A 4715-nucleotide genomic window follows, 5' to 3' on the forward strand; every position below is an offset into this window, starting at 1 on the left:
AATTCCCTTCAAAGACAAATTTTAAATTTGATGAACATTCCTGAATCGATTTATCTTGTTCCCCAGCTAGTTCCTAATTGACTCCAATCGCTCTAATTATTACTGTGACTTGATTTCATCGTCTTTATTTGCTCGACCATTTTTAAATTGAGCGAACCGTGAGTTACCAGGTAAGCAAAATCCCAACGGCTTCACCAATCCAGTTCAGGTTTTAAAAGAATCAACATTCGGGTTTCAGTTGGATTTTGGTCGTGAATTACTCAAGATTATTCACGATGTAGCCCCAGGTGCAGAGCTTTTATTTCACTCATACAATATTTCTGACTTTGGGTCTGGCGCAGATCGAGATGAAGAATTAGCTCAAGCAATAGAAGCGATGGTCAAAGCAGGAGCTAATGCAATTATGGTCGATCCACGTATCGATCGACCACGTGAAAATACATTGTTATTTCAAGATACTAAGGCAGCACAGGCTATTAACAAAGCAGTAGAACAGGGTGTGACTGTGGTTACTCCCGCTGGAGATAAGAGAAATCAAGCCTATGAAAGCCAGTTTCGGGCTGGCGAAACTTTCTCTCTGCGAGGCATCACCTATGAAGCCCATGACTTCGATCTAGGAAAAGAAATCGATTCTTTTCAAAAGGTCGAGCTTGAACCTAATGCTCGTATGCGGATGATATTACAGTGGCAGCAATCTCCAAATAATGTCACCTCTGATTATCAGATATTGTTAGTAGACAAACCGTTGTTACCAGGGCAAGGTAGCAAAATCTTAGCTAGTTCATTTGTTAGTAATAGTGATACAGACAAACCATCTACTTATCTAAGTTACCAAAATGGAGAAGCTCAAACAGCTTATCTGATGCTGATTAAGCAGCAAAATACTGACACTAAAAGTATAGATAATCAACAGCCCGACGTAATCAAATGGATTAACGCTTCTCCTGAAATAGAAGGATTTGGCAAAACATTTTTTGAATATGTTGATAACGAACCTGGTGCAGTGGGAGCTAACAGCATTCATGGAACTGCTAATGCCAAAGGAGCGATTACAGCAGGAGCAGGAGAATTGAATCTAACTGATGGTTCAGTCTCAGTAAAGCCCTTCTCTGATAACGGTGGTTCTACCATTGCCTTTGACCCTGAAGGCAATCCCTTAGAAAACCCAGAAATCCCTTCCAAACCCGATATCATTGCACCAACAGGAGAATCTAATCAAGCAACTGCCGATTATCTTGATATGCGGGAATCCACCCTATCAGCAGCAGCCCATACCGTAGGAGCAATTGCCCTAATGCTGCAACGGGCGGGAGGAGGCAACAGTCTGACACCACAACAGATTCGCGAGATTCTTCAACAAACTGATATTCCCGTTATTCCTCAACCAAACCTCCCTCAAGATACAGGCTTTTTGCAAGCTAATGGTGCAGTGCTACAATCATCCTCAACTCAAATCCGAGGTACAGGCAAAGATGACAAGCTTCAAGGAAAAGCCACAGCTGATAACCTTTATGGCTTGGGAGGTAACGATCGCATTAGAGGTAACAAAGGCTTTGATGTGCTGTTTGGGGGCAATGGAGACGATCTCCTTAACGGTAATCAAGGCAATGACTATCTACAAGGAGAATTGGGTAACGACACTCTGCGTGGTGGCGCAGGAGATGACTTTTTAAGCGGTGGCGTAGGTAGCGATCGCCTAATTGGCGGTGGCGGTGTCGATAAATTTTTCTTCGATGGCAAGGGGAAAGTAACAATTGCCGATTTTCAACTGGGCAAAGATAATCTAGTCCTACCTGTAGGAGTAAAATTTAGCGACCTGAAACTTCAGCGACAAAAGCAGGATACGATAATTAAACTGCCAGAAGGTGAAAACGCTACTCTGCTGGGAATTTCCCCATCTCAAATCACTGCCGATGATGTTATCTCCCTACCCAATCCTCGACAAGCAAAACCCTCCAATAATTCAGAACCTCCAGAGACAGAGGAGGAGTTAGAAAATGATGAGTCCCCAGATAATGGCTCCGAACCAGAAGAGGAAAATCCAGAGGAGGGTAACAGCGAACCTATAGTCAGTGAGGGCGATCGCGCAATGCGTTCCGATGTAGCGCGGAAACTGTTTGGACTCAATGGTGAGGGAATCAAGATCGGGGTGATTTCCGACAGTTTTGATGCTTTTGAGCAGCTAAACCAGGATATCAAAAACGGCGAACTACCTGGAGTCAACAATCCTTTTGGTAAAACTCAGCCAGTGAATATTCTTCAAGAGGCACCAGAAGAATTTTTTACCATTGATGAAGGACGTGCCATGGCTCAGATTATTCACGATACGGCTCCTGATTCTGAACTATTATTTCACAGCGTTATTGATTCTGAAGGTAGCGTAACAGACCAAACTCTGGCAGATGCGATTCAAGCACTGGCAGATGCTGGTGCCGACGTGATTGTAGATGATTTTGGCACTTACACGCCTTTTTTTCAAGATGGGATTGCAGCTCAAAAAGTCAATAAGTTGGCTCGTCAGGGAATTACCTATGTTTCCTCGGCAGGAAATGATGGCAACAACTCCTATCAAAGTCCTTTCCGAGGCAGTAAAACCTTTGACTACCGAGGAATTGAATATCAACTTCATGATTTTGATCCAGGTTCGGGTGTCGATTTGTTTCAAAGCATAAAGTTTACGGGTGAAGATGCTACCCAAATTTTTTTACAGTTCCAATGGCAGCAAAAATTTGGAGAGGCAGCGACGGATTTTCAAGTATTTATGCTTGACCGTCCTCAACTTCCAGGCGAAGGTGGTCAGATCGTAAGTGCTTCACAGTTTTTAACTCCTGATAGTGCAAACGATCCATCTCTGGCAGTGATAACTAGTAGTGCTGTGGAGAAGGGTGAAACTGTTTATTTAGCGATCTCAAAAAAAACCGCCTCTGCCGACCCCGATCCAGGCTTTATTAAGTGGCTCGATTTATCTAGAAATTTCGATCTAACTTATGAATACGTCAATGACAAGCCTGGTGCTACTCCAGGAGGCACGGTCTACGGTCATCCCAACGCCGAAGGTGCTATTGCCGTGGGGGCTGCTGAATTTAACAAAACACCAGAGTTCAACACTAAACCAGCACAGGTTAATGATTTCTCTAGTAATGGTGGCTCGCCGATTTTCTTCACTCCTGATGGCAAAGAATTAGATTCCCCTCAAATCCGTGACAAACCCGATATCATTGGACTCGATGGTGTAAGTACTTCCGTTCCATTATTTGAACAGTTTTTTGGTACTTCAGCATCTGCTCCTGGTGTGGCAGCAACTATTGCTTTAATGTTACAACGGGCTGGAGGTCCTGGTAGCCTAACTCCCGAACAAATTCGTACTAAACTCAGAGCCACCGATGTTCCCGTGACCTCTCAACCCAACCTCCCAAAAGATTCTGGTTTGATTCAAGCTGATGGTGCGGTGTTAAATTCCGCTACCATCAAACAAACTGGCACAGAAAACAACGATTCTTTTCGTGGTACTGCAGCAGCAGAAAATTTCTCAGGATTGGCAGGGGACGATTTAATTCATGGTGGCGATGGGTTTGATGCCCTCACAGGAGGAAATGGTAATGATAGCCTCTTGGGAGAAGATAGCAATGATTACCTCTTAGGAGAAGCTGGCGATGACACTTTGAGTGGCGGAAAAGGTCAAGACTTTCTGTTCGGTGGCAAAGGCACAAATTACTTGTCTGGAGGTAGTGAGGCAGACATTTTCCAATTAGATCGTAACGCTATGGCGATTGTTAGTGATTTTCAAAATGGTATCGACCAACTTGTCTTGCCTCAAGGGATCGATTTTGCTGATACTAACGTAACACAACAAGGCAAAAATACTCTGCTTGCAATCAATGGTAATACATTAACCGAGCTAACAGATATTCAAGCAACGACAATTACTGCCGACAATTTTATTACTGTGTAATTAGATTGTTTGTTCTGGGACTGCTACCAAATTAGCAGTCTTAGGAAGCTCTGAAAAGTGACAACTAGCGTCCTGTTTTTTCTAAAATGAGAATTATTGTCCTGATTTGAACAACACCACAATAACCAATATAAAAAATGTCTCAGCTGAAAATACTTGTTCTTGCCTACAATGTATTCAACCCCTTAGCAATTAATTGGATACATGGTTTTCAAAGTTTAGGTTATAGGGTTACAGTTTTAGTTGCTAATAAACCTTTAACAGACAATCAGCAACTTCAGAAACTAGGATTCTATAATAGTGATTTTCCTGACGTACCTATATTCGGACTTTGGGAAATGGTGTCTGAGGAATCCCGCCAAGCTGTTCTCGATTCCCTAGGAGGAAATCCCAATATTTTATTTTGTCGGGAAGGTGTCGGTGTCTTAAAACACGTTCCCGCAGCACATTCGTATTTTTCCACAGCCAAAGTTGCCTACGATATATCTACCCATCCCAATTGTTCTAATATTTTGGCTGAATGGAGATACATTTGGTTATATCGTAAAACCGATCCAATAGTTAATGGCTATGTTTTCTATTCACAAACCCAACGCAGGCTCTTTTGCAAAAATGTTCCCTCCTCAAACAATAAGCCTTGAACCTATCCCACTAATAATAGATAAAATAAGAAGGTTGTAACTAAACGACTGAAGATGCCAGGCAAATTTGAGGGATTAAATGACCTAGAGTGGAAGCTATTTCAAGATATTTTTCCTAAAAA

Annotated in this window: 2 protein-coding genes; both read left to right on the top strand. The window is 42.5% G+C overall.

Annotated features, from left to right (window positions below; genetic code table 11):
• Positions 1-238: 238 nt before the first annotated feature.
• Positions 239-3952 carry a S8 family serine peptidase gene (locus tag H1P_RS34965; protein WP_144876330.1) on the top strand — a complete coding sequence of 1238 codons (3714 nt, stop codon included), beginning with the start codon at positions 239-241 and terminating at the stop codon, positions 3950-3952.
• Between the two features lie 137 nt (positions 3953-4089).
• Positions 4090-4593: a hypothetical protein gene (locus tag H1P_RS34970; RefSeq protein WP_144876332.1), complete on the top strand. Its 504-nt coding sequence runs from the start codon at positions 4090-4092 to the stop codon at positions 4591-4593.
• The last annotated feature ends 122 nt before the right edge of the window (positions 4594-4715 follow it).

The sequence above is a fragment of the Hyella patelloides LEGE 07179 genome (assembly GCF_900659865.1).
Classification (GTDB): Bacteria; Cyanobacteriota; Cyanobacteriia; order Cyanobacteriales; family Xenococcaceae; genus Hyella; species Hyella patelloides.